General features: G+C 71.2%; 16 protein-coding genes and 1 tRNA gene. 12 read left to right on the top strand and 5 right to left on the bottom strand.

Annotated elements, in window-relative coordinates; all coding sequences use genetic code 11:
- Window positions 1-20: 20 nt before the first annotated feature.
- Window positions 21-96: transfer RNA gene (locus tag G5V58_RS19725), tRNA-Lys, on the bottom strand.
- A gap of 157 nt (window positions 97-253) precedes the next feature.
- On the bottom strand, window positions 254-1,765 hold the full coding sequence (locus G5V58_RS19720; RefSeq protein WP_165236529.1) for a right-handed parallel beta-helix repeat-containing protein: 1,512 nt from the start codon (window positions 1,763-1,765) through the stop codon (window positions 254-256).
- Between the two features lie 637 nt (window positions 1,766-2,402).
- On the opposite strand from G5V58_RS19720, the gene G5V58_RS19715 reads away from it, so the two are divergent.
- The 6 genes from G5V58_RS19715 (at window position 2,403) to G5V58_RS19690 (ending at window position 6,609) form a co-directional block, all read left to right on the top strand.
- On the top strand, window positions 2,403-2,606 hold the full coding sequence (locus tag G5V58_RS19715; protein WP_028650227.1) for a cold-shock protein: 204 nt from the start codon (window positions 2,403-2,405) through the stop codon (window positions 2,604-2,606).
- Between the two features lie 196 nt (window positions 2,607-2,802).
- Entirely contained in the window at window positions 2,803-2,946 is a 144-nt protein-coding gene (locus tag G5V58_RS19710) for a hypothetical protein (RefSeq protein ID WP_165236527.1), read from the top strand.
- A gap of 67 nt (window positions 2,947-3,013) precedes the next feature.
- Window positions 3,014-3,307 carry a metal-sensitive transcriptional regulator gene (locus tag G5V58_RS19705; RefSeq protein WP_165236525.1) on the top strand — a complete coding sequence of 98 codons (294 nt, stop codon included), beginning with the start codon at window positions 3,014-3,016 and terminating at the stop codon, window positions 3,305-3,307.
- On the top strand, window positions 3,304-3,522 hold the full coding sequence (locus G5V58_RS19700; RefSeq protein WP_165236523.1) for a heavy-metal-associated domain-containing protein: 219 nt from the start codon (window positions 3,304-3,306) through the stop codon (window positions 3,520-3,522). Before G5V58_RS19705 ends, G5V58_RS19700 begins: the two co-directional genes overlap by 4 nt.
- Entirely contained in the window at window positions 3,519-4,385 is an 867-nt protein-coding gene (locus G5V58_RS19695; RefSeq protein ID WP_165236521.1) for a hypothetical protein, read from the top strand. Before G5V58_RS19700 ends, G5V58_RS19695 begins: the two co-directional genes overlap by 4 nt.
- Window positions 4,375-6,609, top strand: a complete 2,235-nt coding sequence (locus tag G5V58_RS19690; RefSeq protein ID WP_165236519.1) for a heavy metal translocating P-type ATPase — start codon at window positions 4,375-4,377, stop codon at window positions 6,607-6,609. The genes G5V58_RS19695 and G5V58_RS19690 overlap by 11 nt, the downstream gene beginning before the upstream one ends.
- Window positions 6,610-6,813: 204 nt before the next feature.
- On the opposite strand, the gene G5V58_RS19685 is transcribed toward G5V58_RS19690, so the two are convergent.
- Window positions 6,814-7,908, bottom strand: coding sequence for a hypothetical protein (locus G5V58_RS19685; protein ID WP_165236517.1), 1,095 nt, complete (start codon window positions 7,906-7,908; stop codon window positions 6,814-6,816).
- Window positions 7,909-7,949: 41 nt separating this feature from the next.
- Here G5V58_RS19685 and G5V58_RS19680 point away from each other — a divergent pair, with 41 nt between their 5' ends.
- The 6 genes from G5V58_RS19680 (at window position 7,950) to G5V58_RS19655 (ending at window position 15,076) form a co-directional block, all read left to right on the top strand.
- Window positions 7,950-8,837, top strand: a complete 888-nt coding sequence (locus G5V58_RS19680) for an NUDIX hydrolase (RefSeq protein ID WP_165236515.1) — start codon at window positions 7,950-7,952, stop codon at window positions 8,835-8,837.
- A gap of 175 nt (window positions 8,838-9,012) precedes the next feature.
- Window positions 9,013-10,143, top strand: a complete 1,131-nt coding sequence (gene pstS / locus G5V58_RS19675) for a phosphate ABC transporter substrate-binding protein PstS (protein WP_165236513.1) — start codon at window positions 9,013-9,015, stop codon at window positions 10,141-10,143.
- A gap of 108 nt (window positions 10,144-10,251) precedes the next feature.
- A complete protein-coding gene (gene pstC / locus G5V58_RS19670) occupies window positions 10,252-11,196 on the top strand; it encodes a phosphate ABC transporter permease subunit PstC (protein ID WP_165236511.1) in 945 nt (314 codons plus the stop codon).
- Window positions 11,193-12,287, top strand: coding sequence for a phosphate ABC transporter permease PstA (pstA, locus tag G5V58_RS19665; protein ID WP_165236509.1), 1,095 nt, complete (start codon window positions 11,193-11,195; stop codon window positions 12,285-12,287). Before pstC ends, pstA begins: the two co-directional genes overlap by 4 nt.
- A gap of 5 nt (window positions 12,288-12,292) precedes the next feature.
- Entirely contained in the window at window positions 12,293-13,072 is a 780-nt protein-coding gene (gene pstB / locus G5V58_RS19660; RefSeq protein ID WP_165236507.1) for a phosphate ABC transporter ATP-binding protein PstB, read from the top strand.
- A 108-nt stretch (window positions 13,073-13,180) separates the two neighbouring features.
- Window positions 13,181-15,076: a lamin tail domain-containing protein gene (locus G5V58_RS19655; protein WP_230486769.1), complete on the top strand. Its 1,896-nt coding sequence runs from the start codon at window positions 13,181-13,183 to the stop codon at window positions 15,074-15,076.
- A 54-nt stretch (window positions 15,077-15,130) separates the two neighbouring features.
- Here G5V58_RS19655 and G5V58_RS19650 read toward each other — a convergent pair whose 3' ends face one another.
- A complete protein-coding gene (locus tag G5V58_RS19650) occupies window positions 15,131-16,153 on the bottom strand; it encodes an inorganic phosphate transporter (RefSeq protein WP_165236505.1) in 1,023 nt (340 codons plus the stop codon).
- 7 nt (window positions 16,154-16,160) lie between these two features.
- The gene (locus tag G5V58_RS19645; RefSeq protein ID WP_230486768.1) at window positions 16,161-16,778 is read right to left on the bottom strand and encodes a DUF47 domain-containing protein; all 618 of its coding nucleotides are present in this window, start codon (window positions 16,776-16,778) and stop codon (window positions 16,161-16,163) included.
- Window positions 16,779-16,822 lie beyond the last annotated feature (44 nt).

Raw genomic sequence — 16,822 nt, 5'->3', positions numbered from 1 at the left:
CGTCTGGTCCGCGCGGTTCCTGGTAGGCCCTGTCGGGCTCGAACCGACGACCAGCGGATTAAAAGTCCGACGCTCTACCAACTGAGCTAAGGGCCCCTGCTGCGGCCGAGCCTACGGCCGCGCACCCCCGCACGCAGAAGCGCTCCGGTCCCCCTGGACCGGAGCGCCTGCGGATCCCGGCTCCTGCCACCCCCGGGCCGGAGGCAGGAGACGGGATCCGGTGCGGAAGCGGAGGCCTCCGCGTGGCCGGGAGTCAGACTCCCAGCCGAGCCCGGGGAACCCCGACCCCTTGGGGTCCCCCGGGCTGGGTTCTCAGGAGAGGCGACCCTTGGTGTGGTGCCCCTGGTGGGCCTTGGCGCCGTGGTGGTGCTTGCCGCCGTTCTCGTGGCCCTTGCCGTGGTGCTTGTGGCCGTTCTTCTTGCCGTCCTTCTTGCCGCCCTTGTGACCCTTGTGGCCCTTGCCGTGGTGGCCCTTGCCCTTGCCCTTGGCCTTGCCCTTGCCCTTGCCGGGCTTCTCGTAGGCGCCGATGTCGGTGCCCTTGCGGCCGTCGCCGTTGCCGTCCACGCCGACCTTGGTGCCGTCGAGGTCGGTCTTCATCGAGCCCGAGACGCCGCTGTCGACGAGGGGGGGAGCCCGGACCGGGGACGAGCTCGCCGTCCTTCCACATCGGGTCGGTGTAGCGGTCGCCCGGCATCAGCTTCAGGCCGGCCATCTGGCCGCGCCAGTAGACGTTGTTGCCGCCGTTCATCGAGCCCTCGAGGTAGCCGATGCGGCCGGCCACGTCGAGCACGTTGTTGTAGAGGGCGAAGTAGCCGGGGGTGCAGCCGGCGTAGCAGGAGAAGCCGAGCGAGTTCGAGCCGGTGAGCTTGACGGTGTTGTTGACCGCCACGGTGCCGCGCACCGGGCCGAAGTAGTCGGCGTCACCGCGGGTGATGAGGAACTCGGTGTCCTTGAGGTCGGAGGTGACCTGGTTGTAGGCGAACGTCGTGTCCGCGGAGCGGTTGTTGCCCAGCTCGGTGAAGGTCCGGTTGTTCGAGGCCACGTTGTGGTGGACCAGCGAGCCGATGCCGCCGTAGATCTCGACCGCGGAGCCGTCGGTGCCGAAGTCGGCCGAGGGCGCCCAGTTGTCGGTGATGGTGTTGTAGGCGACCTCGGTGTTGTCGCCCTGGACGACGACGCCGACGGCGCCGTAGTCGTCGAACGGGCCGGGCGTGTTCGGCGCCATCCGGTCGTTGTTGTGCAGGTAGTTGCGCAGGACCTTGGTGTTCTTGGCCTGCTCGGCGACGTCGATGCCGTGGATGTTGTGCGTGGCCTCGATGCCGGTGATCACGTTGCCGGTGCCGTTGGTCCAGATGCCGTTGGTGGAGCAGCCCGACACGGTGAAGTCGGTCATCGTGATGTAGGAGCCGCCGACCTCGAGGCAGTCGCCGGTGAAGACCGGACGGGCGCCGTCGCCGTAGGCACCGATCGTGATCGGGTTGCCGGCCGCGCCGGACTTCCAGACCGCGAGCTTGCCGGAGAACGTCGCGCCGCGCTGGAACAGGACCGAGTCGCCGGGGCCGAGGTTGAGGCCCGAGGCGCGACCGACGGAGCGGATCGCGGAGCCGGGGGAGGTGCCGGCGGCGGCGTCGTTGCCGTTGGGCGAGACGTAGTACGTCGTACCGCCCGCGGCGTGGGCCTCGGCTTGGGGGAGCGCCACGGTGGCGCCGGCCGCGGCGACCGCGAGGACCGCGATGCGGGTGCAGGTGCTGAGGAGCTTGGACATCAGGGGCCATCCATCTCGGGGGTCGGGATCCGCAGACGCGAGCCGTCGGGGGTACGGCTGGGGGTTCACGTCCTGCGGACCGGGGGGGTCTGTGACCTCGGGGGAAGGTCACGACCACAAGGTTGGCCGTTCGGTAACGGTGAGTAACCCCCTCCTGTTGATGATCAGTGGATCGGCACCCCCATGGCCCGATGTGACTAGGTCGTTCGTACGACTGTTTCGGGACAGGAGTTGCCTCCTGTGACTCACGAGACGCTCGGTGTGTGGACATGTCCAGACCGGATCCACAACGGCGCCACGCCAAATCCACAGAACGGTGACAACGGATGGGGCGGCGGTACGCCGGCGGCGCCGAGTCGCCAGGCCGTCACGGCGCGGTGGTCCCGGCATCGTCGCCGCCGCGGCGCCGGGCTCGTCCCAGGAAGACGCCGCGACTGGTGCTCGCGTCGACATCCCTTGGTACTGTCTGCAGCAGCAAGAGGTGCAACATCCAGCTGGTCTGACGCCGGTGGGGTTTTGGGACCAACGGCGTTTCTGCTTGTAGGAGTTCCTGCGGGTCGGGAGCGGCGAGTCACCGCATCAATTGCGGGGCCGTTGAAGTGACGGCCTCACGCCCCGACTAAGGAGTAATCGAGCAATGGCTCAGGGCACCGTGAAGTGGTTCAACGCCGAGAAGGGTTTCGGCTTCATTGCGCAGGAGGACGGCGGCGACGACGTCTTCGTGCACTACTCGGCGATCCAGTCGCAGGGTTACAAGTCCCTCGACGAGAACCAGAAGGTCGAGTTCGACGTCACCCAGGGCCCCAAGGGCCCGCAGGCGGAGAACGTCCGTCCTCTCTGATCCTGGACGACACAGTCACGAGGCTCCACCCGACGGGTGGGGCCTCGTGCTGCGTTCGGGTGGTCCATCTGGGCCACCGCGCCACCCGTTTTGACCACTGCGGGTTCCGGGTGGCGCGCACTACGCTGGGTGTCACGGGGCGTCTGGGGGTACCCCTACCCGTAGGCAGTCGCCCCAGTCCGAGAGGAGTCCGCGCGTGCACGACCAGTTCGACGTGACGCTCGAGGACGCCGATCTCCTGGGCGAGGTGGAGCTGACCACCAACCTCATCATCGCGGCCAGCGAGGCCGACGAGCACCTCTCCACCGCGGAGATCGACCGGATCCTCGGGGTCCGCTGAGCTCGTCCCGCTCGGCGGCGTTCGCGTGCGCCCTTGTCTTCATACCCTAGGGGGGTACGGTAGACACATGGAAGCGAGCACGCACGGCTACGCGCACCGCAAGGACGACGTCCTCAAGCGGCTGCGCCGCATCGAGGGCCAGACCCGCGGCCTGCAGCGGATGGTCGACGAGGACACCTACTGCATCGACGTCCTGACCCAGGTCGCCGCGGTGACCAAGGCGCTCCAGGCGGTCTCGCTGAGCCTGCTGGAGGACCACATGAACCACTGCGTCGTCGACGCCGCCCGCGCCGGCGAGCAGGAGGGCCGCCAGAAGGTGACCGAGGCCGTGGACGCCATCACCCGGCTGGTGCGCTCATGACGCAGCCCGCGGCCCACGAGGAGACCTTCGACGTCGTCGGCATGACCTGCGGCCACTGCGAGATGTCGGTCCAGGAGGAGGTCGGCGAGCTCGCCGGCGTCCGAGGCGTCAGCGCCGACCACGTCTCCGGACGCGTCACCGTGACCAGCGCCGAGCCCCTCGACCGCGCGGCGGTCGCCGCCGCCGTCGCGGAGGCCGGCTACTCGCTGGCGTGAGCACCGTGACCCGGCTCGTGGCGTACGTCGCGGGCTGCGCGGCGCTGTTCGCGCTGGCCCTCGGCGTCGGCCGGGTCGTCGGCCCGGTGGGCTCGGACCCGGCCGCCGCAGCGGAGCACGACGACATGGGCGCGATGCCCGGGATGGGCTCGAGCGGCCACGACGTCGGTGGCCTGGCGGCATCGGCAGACGGCTGGACCCTGGCGCTGGACGCCGCCGAGGCCGCCCCCGGCCCGCAGCGGATCGCCTTCACGATCACCGGTGCGGACGGAGCCCCGCTCACGGCGTACGACGAGCAGCACGAGCGCGACCTGCACCTCGTCGTGGTGCGGCGCGACCTGACCGGCTTCCAGCACGTGCACCCGACGCTGGACGCCGACACCGGCGAGTGGAGCGTCGACGGGGTGGAGCTCACCCCGGGCGCGTGGCGCGTGGTGGCCGACTTCGTGCCGGCCGGTGGTGAGAAGACCGTCCTCGGCACCGACCTGCTGGTCCCCGGCGACTTCGCGCCCGAGCCGCTCGGCGCGGACCGTCGCACCGCCTCGGTCGACGGCTACGACGTCACCCTGGCCGGCGACGTGGGGGACCACGTCGAGACCGTGCTGACCGCGACCGTCTCGCGCGGCGGCGTGCCGGTGAGCGACCTGGAGCCCTACCTCGGCGCGCACGGCCACCTGGTCGCCCTGCGCGACGGCGACCTCGGCTACCTGCACGTCCACCCCGAGGACGACGGCGGCGCCGGGCCGGAGGTCGCGTTCCGGACCTCCTTCCCCTCGCCGGGTCGCTACCGCCTCTTCCTGGACTTCCAGCACGCCGGGACCGTGCACACGGCGAGCTTCACGGTGAGCGTCGATGACCACTGACGTCCACCCCGAGCTCACCACCGAGCTCGACATCACCGGCATGACCTGCGCCTCGTGCGCGAACCGCATCGAGCGCAAGCTCAACAAGCTCGACGGCGTCACCGCGAGCGTCAACTACGCGACCGAGCGGGCGCGGGTGACCTACCCCGAGACCGTGAGCGCCGAGGACCTGCTGGCGACGGTGGCCGCCGCGGGCTACGGCGCCACCCTGCCCACCACCGAGGCCACCGAGCCCACCGCGCTGGAGGCGGACGCGCGCGACCCGGAGCTCGACGTGCTGCGCCAGCGGCTGCTGGTCTCGGCGCTGCTCACGGTCCCGGTGGTGCTCGTGGCCATGGTCCCGGCCCTGCAGGTCGACGGCTGGCAGTGGCTGTCGCTGACCCTGGCCGCGCCGGTCGTGGTCTGGGGCGGCTGGCCGTTCCACCGCGCGGCCGCGGTCAACCTGCGCCACGGCGCCACCACGATGGACACCCTCGTCTCGGTCGGCACGCTCGCGGCCTTCGGGTGGTCCCTGGTCGCGCTGGTGTACGGCGACGCGGGGGTCATCGGCATGACCCACCCGTTCCGCTTCACCCTGGAGCGCGGCGACGGTCTCGACGACATCTACCTCGAGGCCGCGGCCGGCGTCACGACGTTCCTCCTGGCCGGGCGGTGGTTCGAGAAGCGCTCCAAGCGCGCGGCCGGCGCCGCGCTGCGCGCCCTCATGGAGCTCGGCGCCAGGGACGTCACGATCCTGCGTGGCGAGGCCGAGGTGCGGGTGCCGATCGGGGAGCTCGGTGTCGGCGACAGCTTCGTCGTCCGCCCGGGCGAGACCGTGGCCACCGACGGCGTCGTCGAGAGCGGTACGTCGGCCCTGGACGCCTCCGTGCTCACCGGGGAGTCGGTCCCTGTGGACAGGGGCCCCGGGATGTCGGTGGCCGGTGCCACCCTGAACACCTACGGACGACTCGTCGTCCGCGCCACCCGGGTGGGCAGCGACACCCAGCTGGCGCGGATGGCCCGACTGGTGGAGGAGGCACAGCACGGCAAGACCCAGGCACAACGACTCGCGGACCGCGTCTCGGGCGTCTTCGTCCCCGTGGTGATCGCACTGTCGGTGGCGACGCTCGGCTTCTGGCTCGGCACGGGAGCCGGTGCGGCGGCGTCGTTCACCGCGGCGGTGGCGGTGCTGATCGTCGCGTGTCCCTGTGCCCTGGGGCTGGCCACGCCGACCGCGCTGATGGTCGGCACCGGCCGGGGTGCCCAGCTCGGCGTCCTGGTCCGCGGCCCCGAGGTGCTCGAGGCCACCCGACGCATCGACACGGTCGTGCTCGACAAGACCGGCACGGTGACGACCGGCGAGCTGGCGCTGGTCGACGTCGTCGCCGGGGCGGGCGAGGACGCCGCCGTCGTGCGCCGGCTGGCGGGCGCGGTCGAGGCGGCCTCCGAGCACCCGGTCGGGCGTGCAGTGGCGCGGGCCACCGCGGGCGAGCCACGACCTGAGGTGACCGGCTTCCGCAACCTCGAGGGCCGGGGCGTGCGTGGCAGCGTCGACGGCCACGACGTGGTCGTCGGCCGCCCCGAGCTGCTCGCGGACGAGGGCCTGGTCGTCCCCGACGACCTCACGGCGGCAGTGCAGCGCGCCCGCGCGGCGGGCCGGACGGTGGTGGTGGCGGGTTGGGGCGGGAAGGCCAGAGGTGTGCTCGCCGTCGCCGACACGGTCAAGCCGACGTCGGCCGAGGCCGTGCGCCGCCTGCGCGCCCTCGGCCTGAGCCCGGTCCTGCTCACCGGCGACCACGAGCAGGTCGCGCGCGCCGTCGCGGCCGAGGTCGGCATCGACGAGGTCGTGGCCGGCGTGCTGCCCGAGGGCAAGGTCGCGGCCGTCCGCGTGCTCCAGCAGCGCGGCTGCGTGGTGGCCATGGTCGGCGACGGCGTGAACGACGCCGCCGCCCTGGCCACCGCCGACCTCGGCATCGCCCTGGGCACCGGCACCGACGCGGCCATCGCGGCCTCCGACCTCACGCTGGTGAGCGGGGACCTCCGGGTCGCCGCGACCGCCGTACGCCTGGCCCGGCGCACCCTCGGCACCATCCGCGGCAACCTGTTCTGGGCCTTCGCCTACAACGTCGCCGCGCTGCCGATCGCGGCGGCCGGGCTGCTCACCCCGATGCTGGCCGGCGCGGCGATGGCCCTGTCCTCGGTCTTCGTGGTCTCCAACAGCCTGCGCCTGCGCCGGTTCCACTGATCCGCGGCCCCACCGGAGATCCTCCGGAGCCCGACAGAACTACCCCGAAGGGTGAGAGAGCGGCCCTGATCGGGTGGGCACTGTGGTGCCGTGCTCCTCTGGGTCCACCGCGTCCGCCGCGCTCTCGCGCACGCGCTCTGCATCGTCTGAGCCGCGTCTGCCCCCTCCGTCCCGCCTGACCCCAGGCGGGCCGCAGGTGTCCGCTCAGCAGGTCGCGAACAGCACGGGCCCGGTCGACAGGTCGGACAGCACGGCGCTGCCGTCGCGCGGCTCGAGCGCCATCGTCACGACCCGCCCGTCGGCCGCCACCCGCCCGAGCGCGAACCGGTCGCCGAAGTCGCCGCCCTGCCCGGGAGCCGGTCCACCGGCGAGCTCGGCCCGGCTGTCGGCGTTGCGGCGCGCCTGGTCGTCGTCCTCGAAGGCCAGCCCCACGCGCACCGTGCCGTCCCGCTCGGCCGCCATGGCGAAGCCGGTGAGCGGGTCGACGCCCCCCGCGGCGGCGATGAGCTGGTCGGCGCTCGCCTGGTCGCCGTCGTCGGCCTGGGCCATGGCCAGCGCCTTGCAGGCGTAGTCGCCGGTGTACACCGCGGCGGACAGCGGCGACCCGACCGCGCCGGCCACGTCGCGCAGCCCTTCGTCGGAGATCGAGTCCGGCAGCGAGCCGGCGGCGTCGCGGAGGTACGCCGAGGAGTCGCTCGCGAGCAGCAGGTGCTGGTCGTCGTCGAGCGCGAGGTACTGGAACTGCGGCGAGAGGCTGCCACCGTTGCTCTCGGCGATCTGCGCGACGAGTTGCTCGCCGCCCTGCCAGACCCCGCCGGAGGTCTCGTCCGAGGACGGGGGCGTGTAGCCCAGCCCCTCGAAGTCGTCGGCCAGGTCGCCCACGTCCAGCGACGAGGGCAGCCCGACGACGAGGACCGAGCCGGTCGCGCTCTGGGCCAGCAGCTCCCAGGAGACGTCGGCGGGGGAGAAGCCGAACGCCTCCTGGAGCACGGTGGTCGACTCGCCCATCGCCGAGCCGGAGGTGAGGTCGGCGTCGTACCCGTCGAGCAGGAAGTCCTCCACGTCGGAGGCGGGCGAGCGGGCGTCGAGCGAGGCGTGCAGCTCGCGGCGGATGGCCGCCCAGTCGGTCCAGGAGTAGCGCTGGGTCTGCGCCGGTGCGTACCCCATCGCGCGCTCGAGCTCGGTGCGGTGCCGGTCCTGCCACCAGCGCACGCCGACGACCGCGGCGCAGGCGAGGAGCACGAGCGCGACGGCGATCGCCCCGGCGAGGGTGAGCCGGCGTCGCCACGGCTTCGCCACCGGGTCTCCTCCCCGTCGCCTGCGGATGGTTGACTCCCATCATGCCGTCCGGTCACGTGCGCGAGGTGGTCTCGGCCGGCGCGGTGGTCCTCGGTCCGCAGCGCCAGGTGCTGCTGGTGCACCGCCCCAAGTACGACGACTGGTCCTTCCCCAAGGGCAAGGTCGACCGCGGCGAGCACCCGACGGCGGCGGCGGTGCGCGAGGTCGAGGAGGAGACCGGGCTGCGGGTGCGGCTGGGCGTGCCGCTCGGCGGTCAGCGCTACCGCATCAAGGCCGGCGCCAAGCGCGTGCACTACTGGGTCGGCCGGGCCACGGCCGGGACCGACGTCGGCGACTACCAGCCCAACGACGAGATCGACGAGGTCGCCTGGTTCCCCTACGACAAGGCCCGGCGGCGGCTCACCTACCAGTTCGACGTCGAGACCCTCGACGAGGCGATCGGGCAGCGCCCCAAGACGCGCACGCTCGCGGTGCTGCGCCACAGCCGGGCGCGCTCGCGCAAGAGCTGGCGCCACGACGACCGCGACCGGCCCCTGCTCGCCGAGGGCGCGCAGCAGGCGGCGCGGCTCGCGCCGGTCCTCGCGGCCTACGACCTGCGCCGCCTGGTCAGCTCCGGCAGCACCCGCTGCGTCCAGACCCTCGCGCCGTACGCCGAGCAGCGGGACCTGCGGGTCCGCGAGGAGCCGGACCTCAGCGAGGAGGACGCCACCGACGACGGCGTCGAGCGTCTCGTCCGCCGGCTGACCGAGCGGCTCGAGGACCGGCCGGCCCAGGCCGGCGGTCTGGTGCTCTGCACCCACCGACCGGTGCTGCCCAGCGTGTTCGGAGCCCTCGGGCTCGACGACCCGGGGCTAGCGCCGGGCGAGCTGGTCGTGGTCCACCTCCGCAGGGGCGACGTCCGCGCCAGCGAGCGTCACCTCGTCGGTTGAGGCACGCCCGGACGGGCCCCACGGGGTCGTTCACGTGGTGTACGTCTCACGCCCGGCTGAGCGCCATCAGACGGACCGGCTCCGTTCACGCCTCGTTCACCCGGGCCCGCCGGACCAGACACCTCGGCTCCCTACGTTCACGGCGTAAGTCCCGAGACGACTCAGGAGAATCGTTGTGAACAGCTTGTCCATCCGTCGTGCCGTGGTGCCCGGCATCGCCGCGCTCGCCTTGGCCCTCACCGGCTGCGGCGCCGCGAACGACTCCGACGACGACGGCGGCAGCGCCAGCGACGGCGGAAGCAGCAGCAGCACCGACACGGGCGGCGGCGACCTGACCGGCACCCTCAACGGTGGCGGCTCGTCCGCCCAGGAGTCCGCGCAGGGTGTGTGGCGCGCCGGCTTCCAGAGCGCCAACTCCGGCGCGACCGTCAACTACGACCCGGTCGGCTCCGGCACCGGGCGCGAGAACTTCATCTCCAAGGCCTACTCGTTCGCCGGCTCCGACTCGGCGCTGAGCACCGACGAGGGCGAGCTCGACGCCGCCAAGCAGCGCTGCGGTGGCAGCGTCATCGAGGTCCCGGCGTACATCAGCCCCATCGCCGTCATCTACAACCTCTCCGGCGTGGACGAGCTGAACCTCAAGCCCGAGACCATCGCGGCGATCTTCGACGGCCAGATCACCAAGTGGAACGACGACGCGATCGCGGCCGACAACCCGGACGCCGACCTGCCGGACACCGCCATCACGCCGGTGCACCGCTCCGACGACTCCGGCACCACGAGCAACTTCACCGACTACCTCTCCAAGGCCGCCAACGGCGCCTGGACCTACGACCCGGACGGCGTCTGGCCGATCCAGGGCGGCGAGGCCGCTGAGGGCACCTCCGGCCTGGTGGCCGCGGTGAAGTCCGGCGACGGCACCATCGGGTACGCCGACGAGAGCCAGGCCGGCGGCCTCGGCATCGCCTCGCTCGGCGTGGGCGAGGAGTTCAACAAGCCCTCGGCCGAGGGTGCGGCGCAGGTCGTGGCGAACTCGCCGCGGGCCGAGGGTCGCGACGACACCGACATGGCGATCGAGATCGACCGCACCGACACCGACTCGGGCGCCTACCCGCTGCTGCTCACGTCGTACCTGCTCGCGTGCCCGACCTACGACGACGCCAACGAGGGGGCGCTCGTCAAGGGCTTCCTCTCCTACGTCGTCTCGGAGGAGGGCCAGCAGGCCGCCGCCGAGCAGGCCGGCTCCGCGCCGCTCGACTCCTCGCTGGCCGACGAGGCCTCCGGGATCATCGAGCAGATCAAGTAAGGCCCGAGAGGTCCTCGACACCGTGGAGCGGCGAGTCGGCCAGCCGGCCGGCTCGCCGCACCGCGGTCCGGGACCGATCACTGTCGGACCCCATCCAGCAGGAGCAGCGTGACCACCACCACCGAGACTGAGCCGCCCCAGGCCGGGCCCGCGACGCAGCGTGGCGACCGGATCTTCCGCGGCCTCGCCACCGGCGCCGGGTTCGTCATCCTCGGAGCCCTGGCGGCCGTCTTCATCTTCCTCGCCGTCGAGGGCATCCCCGGCATCAGCAAGCCGGCGGGCAACTACGCCCCGCTCGACAGCTTCTGGCCCTACGTCGGCCGCCTGCTCTTCGGCACGATCTTCGCCGCGCTCATCGCGCTGGTGATCGCGGTGCCGTTCGCGCTGGGCATCGCCCTGTTCATCAGCCACTACGCGCCCCGCGCGCTGGCCGTGCCGGTGGCCTACGTGATCGACCTGCTGGCCGCCGTACCCTCCGTGGTCTTCGGCCTCTGGGGCGCCCGCACCCTCGCGCCGCACCTGGTCACCGTGCAGCAGTGGCTCGACGACAACCTCGGCTTCATCCCCTTCTTCAAGGGGCCGGCGTCGGTGACCGGCAAGACCGTGCTCACCGCCGGGGTGGTGCTCGCCATCATGATCCTGCCGATCATCACCGCCATCTCCCGCGAGATCTTCGCCCAGGCCCCGCGCCTGCACGAGGAGGCCGCGCTGGCCCTCGGCGCGACGCGCTGGGAGATGATCCGCTACGCCGTCTTCCCGTACGCCCGCTCGGGCATGGTCTCCGCGATCATGCTGGGCCTGGGCCGGGCCCTCGGCGAGACCATGGCGGTCGCCATGGTGCTCTCGGCCAGCCCCGTCATCACCCTCAACATGATCAGCAACACCAACCCCGCGACCATCGCCTCCAACATCGCCTCGAGCTTCGCCGAGGCGACACCGGCCAAGCTCGCCGTGCTGATCGCGACCGGCCTGGTGCTGTTCGCCTTCACCTTCGGCGTCAACTTCGCCGCCCGCGCGGTGGTCGCCCGGTCCGAGCGGAAGCTGACCCGATGAGCACCGTCGACGCACCGCCCAGCTCGCGGGCCTCCCTGCCGCTGACCGCGCCGCGGCTGCCCACCTGGGCGCCCGGCCTGGTGGCCGTGGTCGCCTTCGGCGCCGCCGGGCTGCTGGCCCTGCTCCTGGGCTGGGGCATCCCCGCCTTCGTCGCGCTGACCGCCGTCCTCTTCATCGTCGGGCTGCCGCTCTGGTCGGCCAGCATCGAGGGCCGCCGCGGTGCGGTGGACCGGCTGATGACCTCGCTGGTGTGGACCGCGTTCGGTGTGGCCGTGATCCCGCTCGTGTGGCTGATCTACACGGTGCTGAGCAAGGGCCTCGGCGAGATCAACGGCGCCTTCCTCACCTACGACATGCGCAACGTCGTGGGCGACGCGCAGGGCGGCATCTACCACGCGATCATCGGCACCCTGCTGGTCACGCTGGCCGCCGCGATCATCTCGGTCCCGGTCGGGCTGTTCTGCGCGATCTACCTGGTCGAGTACGGCAAGGGCACCCGCCTCGCGCGCTGGATCACCTTCCTGGTCGACGTGATGACCGGCATCCCCTCGATCGTGGCCGGTCTCTTCGCGCTGGCGCTGTTCGTGCTGATCTTCGGCCCGCAGATCCGCTTCGGCTTCGGCGGCTCGGTGGCCCTCTCGCTGCTGATGATCCCGATCGTCGTGCGCTCCACCGAGGAGATGCTGCGCCTAGTCCCCGACGACCTGCGCGAGGCGTCGTACGCCCTCGGCGTCCCGAAGTGGCGCACCATCGTCAAGGTCGTCGTGCCCACCTCGCTGGGCGGCATCATCACCGGCGTCATGCTCGCCATCGCCCGGGTCATCGGCGAGACCGCCCCGCTGCTGGTCATCGCCGGCAAGACCGACTCGGTGAACTTCAACCTGTTCGGCGAGCGCATGACGACCCTGCCGGTCTACATCTACTACTCGTTCACCCAGCCGGGCACGGTCGCCTTCGACGCCCCGCCCGGCGCCGAGGCCCCCGGCATCGCACGGGCCTGGGGCGCCGCCCTCGTCCTCATCGCCATCGTGATGGCGCTCAACCTGCTGGCCCGCCTCGTCGGCCGCATCTTCGCAGTCAAGAAGGGCTGATCACCATGGCCAAGAGCATCGACGTCTCCGACCTGGACATCTACTACGGCGACTTCCTCGCCGTGCAGGGCGTCAACATGACCATCAAGGCGCGGTCGGTGACCGCGTTCATCGGCCCCTCCGGCTGCGGCAAGTCCACCGTGCTCCGCTCCCTCAACCGCATGCACGAGGTCATCCCCGGCGCCCGCGTCGAGGGCAAGATCATGGTCGACGGCCAGTCCCTCTACGACCACGCGATCGACCCCGTCGCCGTACGCCGCCAGATCGGCATGGTCTTCCAGCGCCCCAACCCGTTCCCCACGATGTCGATCTACGACAACGTCCTCGCGGGCAACCGGCTCAACTCCAAGCGGATGAAGAAGGCCGAGCAGGACGCCATCGTCGAGAAGTCGCTGCGCGGCGCCAACCTCTGGAACGAGGTCAAGGACCGCCTCAACAAGCCCGGCATGGGCCTCTCCGGCGGTCAGCAGCAGCGCCTCTGCATCGCCCGCGCGATCGCCGTCCAGCCCCAGGTCCTCCTCATGGACGAGCCCTGCTCGGCCCTCGACCCCATCTCCACCTCGGCCGTCGAGGACCTGATCCACGAGCTCAAGTCCGAGTACACGATCGTCATCGTCACCCACAACATGCAGCAGGCCGCCCGCGTCTCCGACGACACCGGCTTCTTCAACCTCAAGGCCGCCGGCCAGCCCGGTCACCTGGTGGAGTTCAACAGCACCAAGAAGATGTTCAGCAACCCCGACAACGAGGCCACCGAGGCCTACATCTCGGGCCGCTTCGGCTGAGACACGTCCTCAGGACCACCACGGCGGGCCATGGTGCTGAGGGCCGAGACCGCCTAGCGTGCCCGTCAGTCCTCACCCGCTCGGGTGAGTGATCACCCTGGGGGCACCGTGCGCACGCGTCATCTCGTCCTGTCCACCGCGACCTCGGCACTGCTGGCGCTCGGCGTCCTGGCGACACTGCCGTCGCCCGCTCACGCGGCCGACACCGACGTCAAGATCAACGAGATCGAGTCCCAGGACGGCTTCCCCGACGACTGGGTCGAGCTGATCAACACCGGCGGTTCGCCGGTCGACATCTCCAGCTACGTGATCCGGGACTCGGGCAACAACATCTTCACCATCCCGGCCGGCACCACGATCCAACCGGGCGCCCTCTTCACCCTGGACGTCGGCAGCCTCGGTGACAGCGACAAGGCGCGCTTCATGACTCCGGGGAGCGCCTCCGAGCTGGACAGCTTCACGTGGACGTCGCCGGCCCACGGGACGTACTCACGGTGCCCCGACGGCACGGGCGGGTTCGTGGACGCCACGCCCAGCAAGAACTCCGCCAACGTCTGTGGCCCGGCCTCGCCATGGCCGGGAGGCAACGCGACCGCTGTGGCCGACGGCGCCAACACGTTCACCGTCGGGGCCGCGAACGCGGCCGGCGACGACGTCAGTGGATTGGCCTACCAGGCGGCCGACGGCGGCAACCCCGCGACGCTGTGGGCGGTCCAGAACACCGAAGGCACGCTCTACAAGCTGGTCAGGAGTGGGGCCACCTGGGTCCGCGACACGACCTACGGCACGAACGGCGCCAAGACCTTGTTCTTCCCGGGCGGCGTCACAGCGCCCGACACCGAGGGGTTGACGCTCACCGGCGCCGGCGTCGCGGGTGGGTTCTTCTCCTCCACCGAGCGTGAAGCCGTCAGCAAGGTGAGCCGCCCGTCGATCCTGCAGTTCGTGGACGGCCCCGGCGCCACCCTGACCGCCGCGCACGAGTGGAACCTCGCGGCCGACTTGGCCTCGGACATCCCCGTTCTCGACGACAACATGGCGCTCGAGGGCGTCACCTGGGTGCCGGACAGCTACCTGACGAGCAAGGGGTTCAGGACCGGTGGCGGGCTGGTCTACGACCCGGCGAGCTACCCCCACCACGGCACCGGCCTCTTCTTCGTCGGCGTGGAGCAGACGGGGACCGTCTACGCCTACGCGCTGGACCTCACCGGCTCGGCCTACACCAGGGTGGCCTCGTTCCCGAGCGGCTTCCCGAGCGTGATGGACCTGACCTACGAACCGGGCACCCGGAAGCTGTGGGCCGTCTGCGACGACACCTGCGGCGGCCGCACGGCGACGTTCGAGGTCAACGCCTCGGGCGCCTTCGCGCGGACCGGGTTCTTCGAGCGTCCGGGCAACCCCGGCTCTGCGAACCTCAACAACGAGGGCTTCGCCATCGCCCCGCAGAGTGAGTGCGTCAACGGGCTGAAGCCGACCTTCTACGCCGACGACAGCAACACCGACGGCCACGTGATCCGCGTCGGGACGCTCAACTGCTCGCTTCCCCGCCTCACCGCATCGCTGACCTCGGCCAAGGCGAAGACCGCCGCCGGCTGGTACGGCGCCCCGGTGACCGTCACGTTCGCGTGCACCGCGGGCTCCCTGCCGCTGAGCGGGGGCTGTCCCGCGCCCGTCACGCTGGGCGGCTCGGGAGCCGACCAGTCGGTGACCCGGTCGATCTCCGACACCGGGGGCACGACGGTCCAGGCGAGCGCGACCGACATCGACATCGACACCGTGGCGCCGACGGTGGCGATCAAGGGCGTGAAGAAGGGCAAGGCCTACCCCAAGAAGAAGAAGCCGACGTGCGAGGCCACCGACACGCTGTCCGGCGTGGCCGGCTGCACCATCACGCAGAAGAAGAAGGGCAAGAAGTACGTCGTGACGGCGACGGCCACCGACCGGGCCGGCAACACGACGACCACGACCTTGACCTACAAGCTCAAGGCCAAGAAGAAGAAGAAGTAGCCGACCAGCACCGCAGACCGGTCCCGGCCCGCAGGGTCGGGGCCGGTCGTGCGCTCAGGGCAGCTGGAAGACGAACCGGCAGATCAGGTAGACCACCGCGGCGGCGGAGCCGGCCATGGGGAAGGTCAGCACCCAGGCGGTGACGATCGAGCGGGCCACGCCCCAGCGGACGGCGGAGAAGCGCTTGGTGGCGCCGGCGCCCATGATCGCCGACGTGATGGTGTGGGTCGTGGAGATGGGCGCCTCGAAGACGAAGGCGGTCGTGTAGAGCACGATCGTGCCGGCGGTCTCGGCGGAGAAGCCGCGGGCGGGGTCGAGGTGGATGATGCGGCGGCCCAGGGTGCGCATGATGCGCCAGCCGCCGGAGTAGGTGCCGAAGGAGATGGCGCCGGCGGAGGCGAGCACGATCCACAGCGGCAGGCCGTCCCGGGGCTCGCCCGCGGCGTTGGTGTAGTAGCCGGCGGTGGTCACGGCCAGGAAGATGACGCCCATCGTCTTCTGGGCGTCCTGGAGGCCGTGGCCGAGTGCGAGCCCGGCGGCCGAGAGGGTCTGCATGATCCGGAAGCCGCGGAAGACCCGGTGCGGGTTGCGGCGGCGGAAGATCCACATGATCGCGAGCATGATCGCGAAGGCCAGCGCGAAGCCGACGATCGGCGAGGCCACCATCGGGATGATGACCTTGTCGAGGATCGTCGACCACTCGATGGTCACGCCGCCGGCGAGCCCGGCGCCGACCAGGCCGCCGATGAGGGCGTGCGAGGAGGACGACGGCAGCCCGAAGTACCAGGTGATGAGGTTCCAGGTGATCGCGCCGAGCAAGCCGGCGAGCACGATGACCAGGCCGTGGTTCTCCGAGACGCCGTCGATGGTCAGCACGCCCTGGACGGTCTTGGCGACCTCCTGGCCGAGCAGCGCGCCGACGAAGTTCATGACCGCGGCCAGGGTGAGCGCGATGCGGGGGGTCAGCGCACGCGTCGACACCGAGGTGGCGATGGCGTTGGCGGCGTCGTGGAAGCCGTTGGTGTAGTCGAAGGCCAGGGCGACGACCACGACCGCGATCACGATCGCGAGCTCCATGTGGGGCTCAGCTCTCCTTGACGGCGATCTGCTCGACGATGTTCGCGACGCTCTCGAAGGCGTCGATCGCGCCCTCGAGCGCCTCCACGATGTCCTTGAGCTTGAGGACCTCGATGGTCTTGAACTCACCCGAGAACAGCTTGGCCAGGATCCGGCGGTGGTTCTTGTCGCCGGCGTTCTCGAGCCGGTTGACCTCGATCCAGAACTCCTCGAGGTTGCCCGGCGTGCGCAGCCCCGGCATCGCGGCCGCGGTGAGCTCGGCACAGCGCTGGAGCACGTCGACCTGCTCGGACAGCTCGGCGGGCAGGACCTTGACCTCGTAGAGCAGGATCAGGTCGACGACCTCGTCCATCATGTCCATGACGTCGTCGAGGCCCGACCCGAGGCGGTAGATGTCCTCGCGGTCGAACGGCGTGACGAAGGTCGAGTTCACCCGCTTGAACAGCGCGTGGGTGGTCTCGTCGGCCTCGTGCTCGGCCTGGCGCATGCGTGCCGCGACGTCGGCGTGGACCGCGGTCTCGCTGAGCATCTCGGCGAGCAGGGCGGCGCCGACCACCAGGTGCTGGGCCGACTCGGTGAACAGGTCGTAGAACGACGTGTCGACCGGGCGGAAGCGCAGGGCCACTGACTCACTCCTGGCGGTTGGGCGGTACCGGTTGCGACCCTCGG

This window comes from Nocardioides anomalus (assembly GCF_011046535.1).
Lineage (GTDB): Bacteria > Actinomycetota > Actinomycetes > Propionibacteriales > Nocardioidaceae > Nocardioides > Nocardioides anomalus.
Note: the sequence above shows the minus strand (reverse complement) of the source record. Positions and strands in the feature narration are given on the sequence as shown.